Origin of the sequence: Rothia uropygioeca (assembly GCF_004136585.1) — a bacterium.
In the GTDB taxonomy this organism is placed as follows: domain Bacteria; phylum Actinomycetota; class Actinomycetes; order Actinomycetales; family Micrococcaceae; genus Rothia.
Map to the genome: position 1 here is coordinate 149,645 of NZ_NOIR01000002.1, position 16,099 is coordinate 165,743.

General features: G+C 59.2%; 13 protein-coding genes. 9 read left to right on the forward strand and 4 right to left on the reverse strand.

The window, feature by feature from the left end:
* Positions 1-90: 90 nt before the first annotated feature.
* Entirely contained in the window at positions 91-1,425 is a 1,335-nt protein-coding gene (locus EWR20_RS04970) for an MFS transporter (protein WP_129359544.1), read from the reverse strand.
* Between the two features lie 155 nt (positions 1,426-1,580).
* On the reverse strand, positions 1,581-2,486 hold the full coding sequence (locus tag EWR20_RS04975) for a LysR family transcriptional regulator (protein WP_165000959.1): 906 nt from the start codon (positions 2,484-2,486) through the stop codon (positions 1,581-1,583).
* Between the two features lie 219 nt (positions 2,487-2,705).
* Here EWR20_RS04975 and EWR20_RS04980 point away from each other — a divergent pair, with 219 nt between their 5' ends.
* The 7 genes from EWR20_RS04980 to EWR20_RS05010 all read left to right on the forward strand — a co-directional run bounded on the left by EWR20_RS04980 (position 2,706) and on the right by EWR20_RS05010 (position 10,309).
* On the forward strand, positions 2,706-3,017 hold the full coding sequence (locus tag EWR20_RS04980; protein WP_129359546.1) for a YciI family protein: 312 nt from the start codon (positions 2,706-2,708) through the stop codon (positions 3,015-3,017).
* Positions 3,014-4,072, forward strand: a complete 1,059-nt coding sequence (locus EWR20_RS04985) for a zinc-dependent alcohol dehydrogenase (RefSeq protein ID WP_129359547.1) — start codon at positions 3,014-3,016, stop codon at positions 4,070-4,072. Before EWR20_RS04980 ends, EWR20_RS04985 begins: the two co-directional genes overlap by 4 nt.
* Positions 4,069-5,697, forward strand: coding sequence for an FAD-dependent oxidoreductase (locus EWR20_RS04990; RefSeq protein ID WP_129359548.1), 1,629 nt, complete (start codon positions 4,069-4,071; stop codon positions 5,695-5,697). The genes EWR20_RS04985 and EWR20_RS04990 overlap by 4 nt, the downstream gene beginning before the upstream one ends.
* Before the next feature lie 109 nt (positions 5,698-5,806).
* On the forward strand, positions 5,807-6,715 hold the full coding sequence (locus EWR20_RS04995; protein WP_129359549.1) for a LysR family transcriptional regulator: 909 nt from the start codon (positions 5,807-5,809) through the stop codon (positions 6,713-6,715).
* A gap of 131 nt (positions 6,716-6,846) precedes the next feature.
* Positions 6,847-8,109, forward strand: a complete 1,263-nt coding sequence (locus EWR20_RS05000; protein WP_129359550.1) for a CaiB/BaiF CoA transferase family protein — start codon at positions 6,847-6,849, stop codon at positions 8,107-8,109.
* A complete protein-coding gene (locus tag EWR20_RS05005; RefSeq protein ID WP_129359551.1) occupies positions 8,106-8,870 on the forward strand; it encodes a crotonase/enoyl-CoA hydratase family protein in 765 nt (254 codons plus the stop codon). The genes EWR20_RS05000 and EWR20_RS05005 overlap by 4 nt, the downstream gene beginning before the upstream one ends.
* Positions 8,871-9,118: 248 nt before the next feature.
* On the forward strand, positions 9,119-10,309 hold the full coding sequence (locus tag EWR20_RS05010) for an acyl-CoA dehydrogenase family protein (RefSeq protein WP_129359552.1): 1,191 nt from the start codon (positions 9,119-9,121) through the stop codon (positions 10,307-10,309).
* A gap of 158 nt (positions 10,310-10,467) precedes the next feature.
* On the opposite strand, the gene EWR20_RS05015 is transcribed toward EWR20_RS05010, so the two are convergent.
* Both EWR20_RS05015 and EWR20_RS05020 read right to left on the reverse strand, forming a co-directional pair.
* The gene (locus EWR20_RS05015; protein WP_129359553.1) at positions 10,468-11,844 is read right to left on the reverse strand and encodes an NAD-dependent succinate-semialdehyde dehydrogenase; all 1,377 of its coding nucleotides are present in this window, start codon (positions 11,842-11,844) and stop codon (positions 10,468-10,470) included.
* Positions 11,845-11,906: 62 nt separating this feature from the next.
* Entirely contained in the window at positions 11,907-12,848 is a 942-nt protein-coding gene (locus EWR20_RS05020; protein ID WP_238147593.1) for an Lrp/AsnC family transcriptional regulator, read from the reverse strand.
* Between the two features lie 243 nt (positions 12,849-13,091).
* Between EWR20_RS05020 and EWR20_RS05025 the strand changes: the two genes are divergently transcribed.
* Together EWR20_RS05025 and EWR20_RS05030 are read left to right on the forward strand one after the other, a co-directional pair.
* Positions 13,092-14,432 carry an MFS transporter gene (locus tag EWR20_RS05025; RefSeq protein WP_129359554.1) on the forward strand — a complete coding sequence of 447 codons (1,341 nt, stop codon included), beginning with the start codon at positions 13,092-13,094 and terminating at the stop codon, positions 14,430-14,432.
* Entirely contained in the window at positions 14,432-16,099 is a 1,668-nt protein-coding gene (locus EWR20_RS05030; protein ID WP_129360117.1) for an amidohydrolase, read from the forward strand. The genes EWR20_RS05025 and EWR20_RS05030 overlap by 1 nt, the downstream gene beginning before the upstream one ends.

Consider the following 16,099-nt stretch of genomic DNA (forward strand, 5'->3'; position numbering starts at 1 on the left):
TTGAATGATCGGTCGGTTGCGGGCGCGAGCGTTCGGAGCGCGAGCCTCGCGGCGTGACTCGCGCGAGTGAATCGGGGTTCTCAGCGAGGCTCAAGCGCCGCTTCTACCGAGTTCCGAGGTCGGAGTCCGGTACGTTTCCGTGCTGAATGCTGCACAGACTCCGGAGATGGCGACGCAGATTGCAGAGAAGAGGGCGACGCCAAACCAATTGTGGTGCGGGCCCGAGATGGACTCAGCGATCGCGGGGGTGAAGCCGGCCAGGAGCAGACCGATCATGAGGCAGATCGCCATGCCGGAGTAGCGCACGTTGGTGGGGAACTGTTCGGGGAAGTACGCGGGATAGACCGCATTGCTCATCGAGTAGCCGCCGGCGATCAGCAGGATTCCGATAATCCAGACCCACCAAATATTAGCCGTGACACTTCCGGCCAGGATCCAGAAGAACGCGAAGATCAGAATCACCTGGGCGATGATTCCAGCAATGAATACCGGTTTTCTTCCGATCCTGTCCGAGAGCATGCCCCATAGCGGCAGCGCGAAAACGGCAATGAGGTTGGCGACGCTGACGAAGGTCAGCATGTCCTGCCTGGGGATACCGGCCACGTTGGAGCCGTAGGCGAGGGCGAAAACATTGATGATGGTGTTGACCATCGTGAAAAGGGTCATTCCGGTGACCAGCAGAAGGGTCTTCGGATGGTGGCGGAAAAGTTCGAATGCAGGAACCTTGACGACCAGGTCGAGCTCTTTGGTCTCTGTGAATTCCTCGGGCTCATCAAGGGTGCGGCGCAGTACTAAAGCTATTGCCGTCACCAGCGCGGAAAGTAGGAATGGCACGCGCCAACCCCAGCTCATCAAGGATTCCTCGGGCAGGGCCTGCAACGGGATGAAAACCGCTGAAGACAGGACGATTCCGAAGGTGACTCCGGAAAGCGTCCAACTCGAGAAGAAGCCTCTGCGATGGTCGGGGGCATGTTCCATGGTCAGCGAGGCCGAGCCGGGAGACTCACCGCCGGCGGACAAGCCCTGGGCCAGTCGCAGAACAACCACGATGATGGGAGCCCAGATGCCGATGGACGCGTACGTGGGGACCAGCCCGATCACGAATGTGGAGGCGCCCATCAGGATGAGCACCATAATCAAGACTTTCTTGCGTCCGATGACATCACCCAGATGACCCCACAGCAGTGCGCCGAGCGGACGGGTGATGTAAGCGACACCTATGGTTGCCAAGGAGAACAATTGTCCGGTGGTTCCGCCACCCGGGAAGTACAAGTCTTGAAGGTACAGAGCGGCCGCTGTCGCGAAGATGAAGAAGTCGTAGTACTCCAGGGCACTTCCGGCAAATCCTGAAATCGCCGCGGTGCGGGCATTGCGGCGTTTCTTCTCGCTGTATATCTTGCTCGGATTCAATGACTCCGTCGTCATCGTGGTCTCCTTCTCGCCCAGGCTCGGGGTACACCGGAGGTTCTCAGATGAACGACCTGGCTAGGTGTGATATGCGATACCTTACGAGAGTATGTACAGAGATTGTTAAAATCCAAGACTTAATAGCACTCGGACTATGTGGGCCCGGAACATAGTTACTGGAGTGTCGGTTCGGGGAAGACAGAGTCCAGGATGGTCAGGAATGCCTGAAGGGGTTCGGACTCGTTGTCATCGGACCATACGACTCCGTGGCTGAACGGCACTGGATCACCCTCGAGCTCGATCCAGGTTGCGGCCTCGGGCAGGATCGGCAGAACCTCCGAGGGTAAGATCGTGATGCCGACCCCGGCGGCCACCATGGATACGATGAGGAACGGATCACTGACGGCTTGTGCTATTTCGGGTTGGAATCCGGCCGCGTGGCAGATTTGTAGGGCCGCAACGGTCATTGAGGAGTTGCCGTCGACCGGACCCATGACGAAAGATTCTCCACGCAATTGATGGATCGGAATCGCATCTCGATGGGCGAGCGGATGATCCGTCGGTACCACGACCCCCAAGTGGTGGCGCGAGATTTCGCGAGCCCGTAACGGCGGGCCAACGTCGCCGATGATGCCTAAGAAGCTGGCGTCCAAATCTCCGTTGCGTACTTGGCGCATGCCGTCAAAGGTGCGGATGCCGCCGACGAGGTTGAGATCGATACCAGGAAAGTTTTCTCTCAGGGCTCGAGTGATGCAGGGGAGAGTGTCGTGATTGTGCATCCCTGAGAATCCAAGGGTAAATCGTCCCGTGGGCACGCCTTCCGCGCTGCGGGCCGCGTCCATAGCGTTATTCAAGCTTCGCAGGATTCGGTAGGCGTACGGAAGCAGGGCCTGCCCTGGGGCGGTCAGCTCCACGGTCCGGGTACTCCGTTTGAAAAGCGGTGAACCGACGTTTTTCTCAAGCTTGCGAATAACTTGGCTCAGCGGAGATTGTGCCATGTGCAATCTCTCCGCAGCTCGTCCGAAGTGAAGCTCTTCCGCGACCGCAACAAACGCTTCCAGCCACCGCAGTTCCATCATTTGGCCCCCTCGAAGATTATGTGCGGATATGTACACAGTATCGGACTCATTATGAATTAATGAGCGAAAGGTATTGTCCAGTCTCGATTTCTCCCCGGAGGATGTTCGTTGAGGGACGGCGGCCATAACGGCCGTCACGGTGATCCTCGGGTCGGCCTCCGACGCTGTGCTTCGACCCGATTCAACGCACATTTTCTCCTAATGAATTGAGGAATCAACATGGGACTTTTCGCAGTCGACTACCGCTACGCCGAGGGATCCGAAACCGGTCGTGCGGAGCATCAAGAAGAGCATCTGGCATTCCTACAAGAGCAGTTCGACGCCGGGCGCCTGGTGGTTTCAGGGCCGACCGACATCGATGGTGGCGACAAAGGAGCGCTCCTGATCATCCGGGCGGACTCCGCGGCTGCCGTCGAGGAGGTCATGGATCAGGAGCCGTTCAAGCAGCACGGCTATGTTGCACGCATCATCCGGACTTGGACTCCCAAATTCGGAGCGGATCGTCTCGTCTCGGGCAAGGACGCCTCATGAATACAGAGACCATGCATGCGGTTCGGACCGTTGCGGCGCACACTCTTGAGTATGTGACGGTCCCCCTGCCGCCGGTGTCTGCCGGAGAAGCGCTCGTGCGCATCGAGCACGTCACATTGTGCGGGACCGATCTTCATATTTACGAGGACGACTACACCTCTGAGCTGCCCCTGATCCAGGGCCACGAACTATCCGGAACGGTGGCCGAGGTGGCTCCGGGCGTTGAGACCGTGGCGGTCGGGGATCGCGTGGCAGTGGATCCGTTGATCGCCTGCGGGCAGTGCCGGGCGTGCCGATCGGGTCACGACAACGTATGCCCCTACCTGACCGTTTTCGGTTGCTACTGCGACGGCGGACTTGTCGAATATCTTCCCGTCGCGGCCGTGCGCTTGCACCGTATTCCGGAGGGAATGCCAACGGAACTGGGGGCCGTCGCGGAGCCGGCCGCGATCTCCCTCGAGGCAGTCGCCCGTGCACAAGCGATCGAGGGGGAATCTGCCCTTGTCCTGGGTGCGGGGCCAATCGGGCTGTTGGCGACATTGGCATTGCATGACCTGGGGGTCACGGTCATCACCGCGGACACGATCGCCGATCGGCTAGAGCTCGCACGAGAATTCGGCGCCGATGGAACACTGCTGATCGTCCCGGATCAACAATTTCCTGCGGCCGATCTCGCTTCGGCGCTGGAATGTTCCGCTCCGGAAGGGCCGCAGCTTGTCATCGAAGCGACGGGCGTACCGTCGTCACTGGGCAATGCGATCAATGTGGTCGCTCCCGCCGGACGTGTAGTCCAGGTGGGTATCTCCACCCGTCCCGCGAATTTCCCCCTGAACCTCCTCCCGTTCAAGGAGATCTCCCTTCTGGGCAGCCGCAACAGTCGTGGCCTCATCCCGAAAGCCCTGGACCTGATCTGCCGATACCCCGAGACGGTGGACGCGTTGATCACGCACCGATTCGATCTTCGGGACGTGAACGAAGCCTTTGAAACCATGCGTGACACGACTCGTCGTATCGGAAAGATTCTCATCGACATGCCTACGAAAGAGGCTCCATGATCACCACACCCCTCCGTGACCTGCCGGAACGGACTGACATCGTGGTCATCGGTTCCGGCGCGGCCGGCCTGACCGCCGCGACGCGGGCAGCTGACGGCACCCACGAGGTCGTTGTCCTCGAAAAGGCCGAACAACTCGGTGGTACAACCGCCGTTGGCGGAGGCGTCCTGTGGGCCCCTGCCAATTCGCTCGGAACGAAGGCCGGTTATGAGGATTCTCGTGAGGAGGCGATCGAATATCTGACTGCGGCTACTGGCGCGAAGATCGATCGAGAAGACATTGAGTGGTATGTGGATTGTTCTGCGGAGGCCGTCGACTGGTTGGTTGAGAAGACCCGTGTAAGTCTTACTCCGTTGGCGCGCCCCGATTACCGTCTCGAGTTCGAGGGGGCGAGCAGGGGCGGGCGAAGCTTGGACAACGACGCCTTTGACGTCGGTTCGGTGGACGGGCTCCAGGAGGCCTTGCGACCGTCAAGCTATTTCCCGTTATTGACTATGGCGGAACGGGACGGTCTTGACGGTGCGGCGCCCGATGCCGATCTGCTCCAACGACGCGCAGAACACGGGATACGAACCATGGGAGGCGCCCTTGCGGCCAGTTTGTTGGTCTCTGCTCTGGACCGCGGGGTCACGGTCTTTTCGAATGCACGCATGACAGGCCTTGAACAAACCGAACACGGGGGATGGCTCGTCACCGTGGGGAATCAAAGCATTGAGGCTGACATCATCGTGATGGCTTCCGGAGGGTTCGAGTGGAATCAGGAGCTCCAGAAGGCTTTCTTACCCCACCCCATCGTGCCGATCTCCGCGCCCTCGAATGAGGGAGACGGCCTACTGCATGGCCTCAGTATCGGTGCGGCCGTGGCGTCCATGACGACGTTCTGGGGCGTCCCCGTGATTACCCCTCCGGACCAGACCTATGACGGGAGGCAGTCCGGAAGGATGGGCAATGTGGAAATGACCCTGCCCGGTTCGATCACCGTCGGCCCTGATGGGCGAAGGTTTGTCAACGAGGCGCTGAACTACCACGATGCGTCGTTGGTGATGGGTTCAATCGATCAACACCGACTCGAGCCGAAAGGGCAGCCGGCGTGGCTGATTTTCGATCAGCGCTACATGGAGCACTATCCCGTGGCCGGTTCGACCCCGGGAAAACCTGCCGAATGGATGATTGCGGGCTCGTCCCTGGCGGAATTGGCAGAACGGATCGGTGTGGACCCGGAAAATCTGGTCGACGAGGTGCAGGCTTTCAACTCCGATGCATCTTCGGGCAACGATCGCGCATTTGACCGAGGCTCCTCCGCCGAGGACCGCTTCCTCGGAGACTCAGCCGTCACCCCGAATCCCTGCCTCGCGCCCCTCGTCGAACCACCCTACTTTGCGGTGCCAGTTCACTGTGGGGCCTTGGGAACATCGGGTGGCTTGGCGACCGATCACCACGGACGGGTCATGCGGTTTGACGGCTCACTGATCAGTGGACTGTATGCAGCCGGGAACGTTTCTGCGACCGTGTTTGCCGGCGGCTATCCCGCCGGGGGGTCAACGCTTGGTCCGGCGATCACTCGCGGGTTCGCGGCGGGGAAACACATTGCCTGCTCCCTTCGAGACCCCAAAACATCCCTGTGAGGCAGTGCCCAGCGGCCGCGGATCGAATCGGCCGGGTGATGACGCGAGACTCTCGGCCATCAGACAAGTCAACTCCGTGCTGGTCCTTGACTTGGTACAGTGGCAACCTATGGAGGTATACCACCTGCGCTACTTCGTGGCGGTAGCAGAGAACCTGAGTTTCTCCGGGGCAGCCAAATCCCTTCACATGGCTACCTCTCCATTGAGCCAAAGAATCAAAGATCTTGAGCGCGAGCTCGGCCTCCAGATATTCGAGCGAAATTCGAGAAACGTCTCGCTCACCGTGCACGGCCGCGCTCTTCTCCCTATGGCCCGCCAAACCCTCACGGACTTCGACACACTCGGAATACGCCTGAAACAACTCGACGAAACTGCGCTCCCACGGTTTTCGATAGGTGTGCCTCCGTGGCTGCACCCCAAAGTAGACCAAGCGCTTTCGGAATTCGCATTCGAAAATAGTCATAAATTCACCATTGAACGATGGCCGGGTGGCAGCAGCGACTTGGTTCGCGCGGTCCAGTCGAAAGTTTTGGGATTCGCGTTGGTCCATCTTCCCGCCCAAGGCGCGGACGTTATGTGTGAGCAAATATTTAGCGAAGATGTGGGTATTCTGCTCCCGTCACGTCGGTTTCCTGAAAAGCAATGCGTCAGCATTTCAGATTTGTCGGGAATGGTTTTTGTCAAACCGCCGATGTCCTTGTCTCCAACGTATTTTGAACAAATTGCCGTGCGTTTGACGGCCGCAGGTTTGGTGGACCACGTGACTCTTTCCTCCGGAGATTATTCCAGTCCGGCCGAATTGGTCGCCAATGGCAACGCTTTCGCGCTGACGACACTGGATCATAATGCTCACGGAGACATGATCCGGCAAGGGCTGGTGACCGCCCTGCCGTTCAGTGACTTCGCGCCGAAATTGGCAACCGGGTTAGTGATGAATACTTCGTCGGAGAGCCCTGAGAGTCCGTTTCACGACTTAGTCGCTGCCGCCCGAAATCATTTCCGCATATCGATCCGATAAGCCTCCAATGTCGGCTGATATCGGCTTCCGGTACCTTTGAGCGGACCGTGATCGCTGTGGTCACAATACTATTCTCCCATCGGTGATATTTAAACGATCGCAATTGGCCCCAAGAGCGTTAGAGTCATCCCATGAGTTGTGAAGGGGAGACAGTGGAAAAAAAGTTCTCGAATAATTCAAACAACGCCAATCATGGACCTCTTTCGGGAGTTCGTGTTATTGATATGGCGACAGTCGTGATGGGCCCCTATGCCGCGCAAATTCTCGGCGATCTGGGTGCGGATGTTATCAAAATCGAATCGCCACGAGACAGCGCCCGCAATGGCCTCTACGCCCGAACCCCCGGCATGGGCCCATTGCACTTGAACGTCAACCGAAACAAACGCAGTATCAACCTGGATCTTAAATCTGAAGACGGTCACGAGGCTGCTATGCGGTTGCTCAAGTCCGCCGATATCCTGATCACTAACATGCGCATCTCTGCGCTATCCCGTTTGGGACTTGACTATGAAGCGATCAAGGACGCCGTTCCACACCTCGTCTATGTCCATGCGCAGGGTTTTCGCCCCGATTCGGATCGTGCGAACCTGGCCGCATACGACGAGACGATTCAGGCGGCATCCGGATTATTGGACGTGTCCAGTCGCGCGGATGATATCCAGAAACCGGTTATTCTGCCGACGATCATCGCAGACAAGGTATCGGGCCTCACCATGGTCTACAGCGCCTTGGCGGCGTTGTACAACCGCGCTCATGGCGGCCCAGGTCAGCTCGTGGAAGTGCCCATGGCCGATACGATGATTGCCTTTACCCTCGTTGAACACCTTCAGGGCAAGTCCTTCGATCCACCGTTGAGCGACACGGGTTTCCCGCTGTCCTTGAATAAAGGGCATTACGCTCGCACGACGCGAGACGGCCGTTTGGCCGTCGTCTTGCCTTACACCGGCCAGAATTTCAAGGACGTATTCGCCGCCGCGGGGCGGGAGGACTGGGCCGCCGATCCTCTGCTCGACGAGAGTCCTTTCAGCCCCAGGGAACATGGCCAGTTGATGAACTCGCGACTCGACGAGTGCATCTCAGCCTTGAGCCTGGAGGAATGGTCTGCGGTGTGCTCTGAGAAAAATGTCCCGTTCGGTCCCGTGCTCAAACTTGACGACGCCGCGGAGGACGAATACGTCCGTTCAGGTCATCTCCTTGATACCGCCGAGCACCCCACCGAAGGGCCGACCAAGGTCATCGGTATTCCGATGCGGTTCTCGGAAACCCCCTCTTCTGTGCGTCGTCTTGCACCCGTGCAGGGAGCGGACACAGAAGCCGTTCTGACGGAATTGTCGCAACAGTCCTCTACTCCGCATACAGTCGACATCACATCGGAAGGAAGTGAAGTCGCATGAACCAAGCTGTAGAAATGCAAGCAAAAGACTCCATTCTGGTTATCACTCTGAATCGACCGGAGAAGAAAAATGCCGTCAACGCGGACCTTGCCCGCGGGCTACGGGCTGCGATCGAGAAGCTGGAAATCGATCCGGCGTTACGAGTCGGCATTATCACGGGTGCCGCTGGGACATTCTGTGCTGGAATGGATCTCAAGGCTGCAGCCGATCATGAGCCGGTCAGCCTACCCGAACATGGATTTGCGGGGTTCGTGCAAACTGTCACTGCAAAGCCGATCATCGCCGCGGTCGAAGGCTACGCACTGGGCGGTGGTCTGGAGGTTGCCTTGAACTGCGACCTGATCGTCGCCTCCACCACGGCAACCCTTGGCCTGCCTGAAGTCAAGCGCGGGCTGATACCGGGAGGCGGTGGGGCGATCCGGTTGCCTCAGCGCATTCCTCACCACCTGGCGATGGAGCTGCTCCTGACAGGCTCGACCTTCAGCGCCCAGCGTGCTTCGGAACTCGGCCTGGTCAACCGCCTGGCAGAGGAAGGACACGCGCTGGAAGCTGCACTCGAGCTTGCGTCAACCATCTGCGCCAATGCTCCGCTCGCACTCGAGGCGGTCAAAGACGTCGTCCGTATGGCGGACAACGCCACGGAGGCCGACGCTTTCGCCAGCCAGGCGCAGATCGTCGAGAGGCTGAAGCAATCGGAGGATTTTGCCGAAGGCATCGCTGCCTTTTCCGAGCGTCGGGAGCCCCAGTGGAAAGGCCGCTGACAGGCTGAGAGTCGCAGCGGCAGAACAGCAGTTTTGTCTCACCTGGGGCACCGGCGCATTCCGGTTTGCCCTCATCGGAGTCTTGTGGACCAGGAGCGACCACGGATTGTCCGGGGCAACAGCAGTGCAGACGCGACACGCAGGACAACCAACGGGTCCAAACCGGTCTTGAACAGGGGCGCAGCACAACAGCAGACCCGCCCGATGTCATCGGAGGGGTCCAAGAACACCAACGAAAAGGACAACGCATGTCTAAGCCCGCCAACACAACATCAGACTTCCTCGACTACGCATCGCTGCTCAGCGAGAAGGAGCAGACCGAGCTGGATGGAATCCGACACTATTTGGCCACTGAGATCAAACCTCTCGCCGAGCAAGCGTGGGACGCTGGGCAGTTCCCTCAGGGACTGTTCCAGAAATTGTCACCACTCGGAGTCGCGGAAGGACGTTACCCGGAGTACAGCAGGGTCCCCGCGCAGCCTCGCAGCGAACTGCTTGCGGGTTTCATCAGAATCGAGATGAACAAGACCGACCCGTCATTCGCCGTCGCCGCGGGAGTCCATACCGGTCTGGCTATGGGGTCCATTGCGGGTGGGGGCAACGAGGAACAGCGCCAGCGGTGGCTGCCGGATATGGTGGCCATGTCGAGCATCGGCGCTTTTGCCTTGACCGAGCCCGAGGGCGGCTCCGACGTAGCCGGGGGCATGCGCACGACCGCATACCGGGAAGGCAACGAGTGGGTCCTCAACGGCGCAAAACGGTGGATCGGCAACGGTACCTTCGCGGATCTCGTCGTGGTCTACGCTCGAGATACCGAAGACGACCAGGTCAAAGCCTTCGTCGTCGAAAAAGGCACCGAAGGATTCCAGGCGGAGAAAATCCAGGGGAAAATTTCTTTGCGAACCGTGGAAAATGCCGATCTGACATTGTCGAATGTGCGTGTTCCCGAGGCAAACCGTCTTCAGAACATCAACAGTTTCCGAGACGTAGCGAAAATCCTGCGCGCGACCCGAGGGGATGTGGCATGGCAAGCCACCGGCGTCGCCATGCGCGCCTACGAGGTAGCCAGGAATTACGCAACCACCCGAGTCCAGTTCGGCAAGCCGATCGGTGGTTTCCAGATGATTCAAGACTTGCTGGTCAAAATGCTGAGCAACGTCACCGCGATGCTCGGGATGGTCATCCGCATGGGACAACTGGCCGAGAACGGTGAGGACACGGCTGCGCAGGCGGCCCTGGCCAAAGCGTTCTGCACCACCAGGATGCGGGAGACGGTGGCCTGGGGTCGCGAACTGTTCGGAGGCAACGGCATTGTGCTCGAGTACGAAATCGCCAAGCTCTTCTCGGATGCCGAGGCCATCTATTCATTCGAGGGGTCCCGGGAAATGAACACCTTGATCGTTGGCAAGAGCATCACGGGCTTGTCTGCCTTTGCCTAAACAAAGTCTCTGACCAATGCCGTCGGAGCAGGCAACCGCGAGCCTCGGGAATGACTTCACGAGCTTTCTGCGCGACCGGGGGGTCCCCGTCAACCGGATTGGTGCCGTTGTCCAGCCAATGGCCAACGGCACCAACTAAGGTCACCTGCGTGCTGTTGTTATTTCAACGCGGTGCGACGGAGCCGGGTGTTGACGAATTCGCCCATTCCCCAGCGGCCTAGTTCACGGCCGAACCCTGAGCGTTTCACACCTCCGAAGGGTAGCCCGGGAAGAGTTGTGCCGTGTTCGTTGATATAGGCCATCCCAACGTCCAACCTGTCTGCCACCTGCTGGGCGCGGTCAATATCAGGGCTCCAGACCGAACCGCTGAGTCCGAAACCGACATCATTGGCCAGCTCGACTGCTTCATCGACGGAATCGACGCCGTAGACCACAGCCACGGGGCCGAAGATCTCTTCAGAGTAGGCGTCCATGTCTCTGGTGACGCCGGTCAGCACCGCAGGCTGCATGAATGCCCCGGGCCCGTCGAGAGGTTGACCGCCGGTATGCAGTCTCGCGCCTTGCTCGACGGCCTTTCTGACCTGTGCCACGACATTGTCCCGTGCCACAACGGAAGACAGCGGTCCGACCTGCACCTCGGAATCTGTAGGATCACCGATCCGTGCTTCGCTAAAAGCCGTGGTGATCTTGGAGACGAAGGAATCCAGGTGGGCATTCGGTACGATCATCCGTTTGGGCGAATTACAGGCCTGCCCGGTATTGGAAAGTCGCGCCTTCGCGGCTTTCCTTGCGACCCGGTCGATATCGGCGTCGTCCAGGACAATCAGAGGATCTGACCCGCCGAGTTCGAGCACAACCTTCTTCAGGTTCCGGCCAGCAGTCTCGGCCACCGAGGAACCGGCCCGCTCGCTGCCGGTCAACGAGATGCCGCGCACCCGCGGATCGGCGATCATGTCAGCGATCTGTTCCTTGGAAGCGAAGACATTGATGTAAGCGTCGTCGGGTACGCCTGCCGTGTGGAGGATTTCGGCCATCACTTCCGAGGAGGCTGCGCAGATCTCGGCGTGTTTCAGAATGATGGTATTGCCAGCCATGAGGTTGGGGGCGGCGAACCTGGCGGCTTGGTAGTAAGGATAGTTCCACGGCATTACGCCAATGAGCGAACCGATCGGCTGAGTCTGGACCAGCGATTCGGCGGCACCCTGAGGATCGAGTTGTTCTTGTTGCAGCAGCTGCGGGCCGTTCTCGGCATACCAGCGGAAAATCGCACCTGCCAATTCCGCCTCGCCCATTGCTTCTTGCAAGGGTTTTCCCATTTCGGCAGCGATCAGCCGCCCCAGCTCTTCCTTCCGGGCATCATAGGCGTCAGCGGCCCGCGTGAGGATCGATGCTCGCTGATCCGCCGGCGTCGCCCTCCAGCCGGCGAATGCGTTGGCCGACCGGTCGAGCACTTGCTCGACACCCGTCTCATCCAGCGAGGGAAATTCGCGTTCGGTTACTCCGGTGGTCGGGTTGGTTGTCGTATAAGTAGACATAAAACAACCCTACTCCGCTTGTGAAGAGGGCTCTCAGGGGGGGGGCACGAATCGCCGTTCTTTCACGGTCTCAGAACTTGCCCCACTCGGCGGGCGTACTCCTCCTTGATGAGGTCGAGGTGGGTCCAAGAGTCCAATGACGCGACCCCTGGCAGTGCTCTGAGATCCTCAATGACTTCGAGGACTTTACTCGACACATGGCTGTTGGCAGTTGCAATGAAGTCGTAGTTGCCATAAGTGCGTGCCGCGAAGTCAATATTCGGTGTGGTGCGCAGATGTTCGCGGATGTCATCGATGTTGCCGCGGGCGGAGATCCCAAGGCCGATGGAGAACCGACTCCGAGAAATCCCGCCCGGTTGGATGGCGGAGATGCGGATGACGCCGGCATCGAGAAGTTTTGCGACGCGTTCGCGAACCGACGAGGGGGAGAGGTGGACTGCTTCGGACAACACGGCATAGCTGGTTCGGCCATCCTGTTGCAGCATTGCGATGATATCGAAGTCGATGGGGTCTGGGGAGATCTCCTTGCGGGTCTTGGCGACGAAGAACCCTTTGATGACTTCGGCATACGTGGTGATGCGGATGGAACGGACGGAAGGGATCGCTCGTACCTCGTCGAGCAGCATTTCCATTTCCTCGTGGTTCCCGTGCCGGGATTCGAAGACGATGGGACGTGGTCCGCTGACCATGGACACGAGTACCGTGTCGGTGAATTGTGAGAGCTTCGATGCCACCGGTCTAGCGGCACCGTCGATGTCGACCATCGCGTGGATCAGCACTTGTCGACCGGCATGACCAGGGTCAACCGCCGCTACAATCTTGAGACCGTCTTCGTCCACAAGACGACGGACGCGCTGAGATACCAGATCGCGTGAGGCATCCAGGGTCTGTGACAGTTCGTGGATGCTTGCCCGGCCGTTCTCCTGCAGCGCCCGAATGAGAGCGGCATCAAGGTCCCTGTAATCCTTGACATCTCGGTGATTGGCCCGCGACGACTTTGCCAATATGTCCTCCGTTACAGTTTCACTCGATAAACACTGATTCTGCCCAACACTAGCCGCAAAAATTTGGTATATCCCCGAGATTAGCAATCGGTCGTCACTAAAGTGCCCGAAATATTTCTCATTTCCGCGGCAGATACCCGGTTTCCCCCATGATGCAGCGTGTTCTTATGACGCGGAATCACCTATATTCGGTGGGGCAATTACAGGACGTCTGTAACCCACACTTGAGCAAGGGAGCTCGACATGTCGTCCACGAATCTGGGCCGGGAGAAGACGCACAAAAAGGCGTTGCGATCAGGTTTCGCCGCTGCCGTCGGCACCACAGTCGAATGGTATGACTTCTATGTGTACGCCACAGCGGCGGCCATTGTCTTTCCACAGCTGTTCTTCCCGGAGGTCGACAGGTCTCTGGGAACTCTGGCGTCGTTCGGAACGTACGCGGTTGCCTTCTTCATGCGTCCCATCGGCGGTGTTCTCTTCGGTCACATCGGAGACAAGCTCGGTCGTAAGCCCGCACTGACAATTACTCTTATGGTCATGGGCGTGGCCACCGTTCTCGTCGGCTGTTTGCCCAGTTATGCCATGGCGGGGATGCTCGGACCGATACTTCTCATCGTGTTACGGATGTTCCAAGGACTGGCCGTTGGGGGCGAATGGGGCGGCGCCAGCCTTATGGCCGTCGAGAGCGCGCCCGAGAAATGGAAGACCTTCTACGGCGGTTTTACCCAGCTTGGCAACCCGTTCGGTGCTCTCTTGTCGTCGGGAGCCTTCTGGGTGCTCGCAGCCATGGGCGACGATGTGCTCATGACCTGGGGCTGGAGGATTCCTTTCCTCTTCTCCCTGGTGCTTATCGGCGTGGGTATCTGGGTGCGACTCCGGGTCGAAGAGACCCCGGTCTTCGAAGACAAAGTCGAGGGGGCCGAGCAATCGACACCGATTCTTTACGCGCTGAAGTTCAACTGGTGGCCGATTCTGCTCGGCTTCGGAATCGTTGCCATGTCGTCCGGTGGCTACGTCGTGGCGACAAGCTTCGTTCAGAACTACGCCACCGACCCTGAAGTGGGTGTCAAAGCCCAGGTCATCCTCGCAGCCATGACGGTTGCGTCCTTCATCGAAGCCATCGTCACCCTCCCCTTGGCCTGGCTCGGTGACAAATGGGGCGGTAAGACGATCATGTACTTGGGCATAGGGCTGTCATTCCTGACCATGATCCCGCTCATTCTGGCCATCGAGGGCCGGAACGTTGTGCTCATCTTCCTCCTCGTCTCGCTCGTCCGACTGACCCTGTCCGGTGCCTGGGCACCGTTGTCGACCTTGATGGCCCAGATGTTCAAGCCTCAGGCAAGGTACACCTCGATGTCATTGGCCTACGGCGTCGGAGCGGCGGTTTGGGGCGGTCTTTCACCTGCGATTGCAAGCGGACTGCTGGCAGCCACTGGCAGCATCTGGTCGGTCGTCGCTTTCTTCGGACTTCTCTCGCTCGTCGCCTGGCTGGGCACAGCGTTCGCACCCCAGTATTCCGATTCAAACGGCGCCAGCACTCCCTCCACCAATTCGACCATTCAACCCATAGGAGAGAAATGATGCGCAGGCTCGCCACATTCGACGATCGCAACTCTGAACCGACGATCATCACGGCCGGACATATTCACACCATCGACGATGACAAGCCGGACGCCGAAGCCATGTTCGTTGCAGGGGGCAAAATCGAAGCGGTCGGAACCCTGACCGAGGTGGAGCAGGCTGCAGCAGGATACGAACCCGTCCGCGTCGAGCGCCCAGAAGCGACGATCGTCCCCGGATTCGTCGATGCGCACGCACACCCACTCATGTACGGACAGTTGCTGACATGGATTGACATCACTCCCGGCAACGCCGGGTCGATCCCCGAAATCATCGAGCTCATGCGTCGGGGCGCAGATAAGCTGCCCGCGGGGGTGCCGATCCGCGGCTTCGGATACGAACAACGGAACCTCGTCGAACGTCGACACCCCACTAAGGAGGAACTCGACCAGATCGCCGCGGACCGTGAGGTTTACATCATGAATGCCTCCGGGCACGGCGGAGTCGTGAATTCTTTCACCTTCGAGAAATTCGGGATCACCAAGGACACCCCCAACCCCGAGGGCGGAGAATTCTTCCGTGATTCGGACGGCGAACTGACCGGTGAGCTTTCCGATGCGGCGTGCAACGTGCTCACGGGCCTGCACGGGGTCAAAATAGGTCATCACGGGCCCAATTTCCATCTTGGCGACGAACCGGCCGAGCATCAGCGGCAACTCAACTTGGTACAGCGTGAATTCCTCGCAGGCGGAGTCACCGCGCTTGGAGACGCACAAGTGTCCAAACGAGAATTTGCAGCCTACCTCGAGATGATTGATCGGGGTGCGCTCGAGATTCGCGTATCCATGTATTTCCTCTCCCATCTCCTCGACCAGGTCATCGACCTCGGCCTGACCGGGCCCTTCGGGAATGCCTTCCTGTCCGTGGCGGGTATCAAACTCTATGCCGACGGCACACTGGGCGGCTGGACCGCATATTTCCCTGAAGGATACGTAGGTGATCCTTGCCGCACCGGTCAGCTTTATCATGATCCGCGCGAATACAGTGAATTGGTGTCCAAGGCGCACTCCAACGGATTGCAGACCGCCACGCATGCGCAATCGCCGACGGCGATCGCCATGGTCGTTGATGCTATCGAACAGGCTCTCGCAGATCGCCCGGACCCCGATGCACGGCACAGGATTGAACACTGCGGACTGCCCACTCCGGAGGACATCACCAGGATGTCCGAACTCGGTATCCGCCCCGTCAACCAGACACAGCACTATTACAACTGGGGAGAGGGCGTCGAACAAGCGATCGGGACCCCCGGCGAGCGCTTCAACCCTCTGGGCGAATTTCTCGCAGCCAATGTCCCAACCACTATTTCCTCCGACGCCCCTGTTGCAGAACCTCGTCCGCTCGAGGCGATCCAGGCCGCAGTCACTCGGGTGACGCGACGGGGTGCAAAACTCGGGCCTGACTCCCTCAGAATCACGGCCGCCGAAGCGTTGAAGGCTCATACTATCGAAGGGGCAAAGAGCCTGGGACGCGAGGACGAGTTCGGGACGCTCACCGCCGGGAAGCGCGCCGACTTCGTCATTCTCGGAGACGACCCGTTGCTCGTCGATCCGGCAGAGATCGCAAGAATCCCTGTACTGGAAACCTGGGTTGATGGTCGGCGCCGTCATCAGTCGGAAGAGGTCTGA

Coding starts and splice junctions, on each gene's coding strand:
- EWR20_RS04970 (WP_129359544.1), bottom strand. CDS start 1,425: ATGACGACGGAGTCATTGAATCCGAGCAAGATATACAGCGAGAAGAAA.
- EWR20_RS04975 (WP_165000959.1), bottom strand. CDS start 2,486: ATGATGGAACTGCGGTGGCTGGAAGCGTTTGTTGCGGTCGCGGAAGAG.
- EWR20_RS04980 (WP_129359546.1), top strand. CDS start 2,706: ATGGGACTTTTCGCAGTCGACTACCGCTACGCCGAGGGATCCGAAACC.
- EWR20_RS04985 (WP_129359547.1), top strand. CDS start 3,014: ATGAATACAGAGACCATGCATGCGGTTCGGACCGTTGCGGCGCACACT.
- EWR20_RS04990 (WP_129359548.1), top strand. CDS start 4,069: ATGATCACCACACCCCTCCGTGACCTGCCGGAACGGACTGACATCGTG.
- EWR20_RS04995 (WP_129359549.1), top strand. CDS start 5,807: ATGGAGGTATACCACCTGCGCTACTTCGTGGCGGTAGCAGAGAACCTG.
- EWR20_RS05000 (WP_129359550.1), top strand. CDS start 6,847: ATGAGTTGTGAAGGGGAGACAGTGGAAAAAAAGTTCTCGAATAATTCA.
- EWR20_RS05005 (WP_129359551.1), top strand. CDS start 8,106: ATGAACCAAGCTGTAGAAATGCAAGCAAAAGACTCCATTCTGGTTATC.
- EWR20_RS05010 (WP_129359552.1), top strand. CDS start 9,119: ATGTCTAAGCCCGCCAACACAACATCAGACTTCCTCGACTACGCATCG.
- EWR20_RS05015 (WP_129359553.1), bottom strand. CDS start 11,844: ATGTCTACTTATACGACAACCAACCCGACCACCGGAGTAACCGAACGC.
- EWR20_RS05025 (WP_129359554.1), top strand. CDS start 13,092: ATGTCGTCCACGAATCTGGGCCGGGAGAAGACGCACAAAAAGGCGTTG.
- EWR20_RS05030 (WP_129360117.1), top strand. CDS start 14,432: ATGCGCAGGCTCGCCACATTCGACGATCGCAACTCTGAACCGACGATC.